Raw genomic sequence first — 639 nt, 5'->3', positions numbered from 1 at the left:
CTACACCGGCGGCACGACGATCTCGGCGGGCGCACTGCAGCTGGGCAATGGCGGCACCAGCGGTTCAATCGTTGGCGATGTGGTGGACAACGGCACGCTGGCATTTAACCGCAGCGATGCGCTGACCTTTGCGGGCACGATCACCGGCAGTGGTTCGCTCACGCAGGCCGGCACGGGAATGACCACGCTGACCGGCACCGGCTCGTCAGTAGGCAGCGTGAACGTCGCGGTCGGCACTCTCGATCTGGCGCACGCCGGCGCCTTCACGACCACGGGCGCCTACACGACGGCCGCGGGCGCGACCACCCAGATCGCCGCCGATTCCACTCTGTCCGTGGGTGGTGCATTCACGCAGGCGGCCACCAGCACGCTCGATGTCGCGCTCGGTAGCGCGCAGCCCCTCATCTCGGCGGCGACGGCTGATCTGGGCGGCACGCTCAACATCACCGGCTTCGGTGCGAGCGCGCCGACCTCGGCCAGTGCGCTGACAGGCACACAGACCAATGTGATTCACACGACCGGCGGCATCACGAACGACTTCGACACGGTCAGCCTCGGTGGGGCCGCAAGTCCGGTCGATTACCTTACGCTTGCCGGTGGCAAGTCGGCCAATGCGCTGGACTACAACGTGGGCTTTGG

The 639-nt window shown here is 67.1% G+C and carries 1 pseudogene; it reads left to right on the top strand.

Annotated elements, in window-relative coordinates:
* Window positions 1-639: pseudogene (locus tag AC1DEK_RS30140) on the top strand (autotransporter outer membrane beta-barrel domain-containing protein); the annotation flags it as partial.

Source organism: Variovorax sp. 10N420, assembly GCF_056394705.1.
The sequence above is the reverse complement of the archived record's forward strand: the minus strand, read 5'-3'. Positions and strand labels throughout refer to the sequence as shown.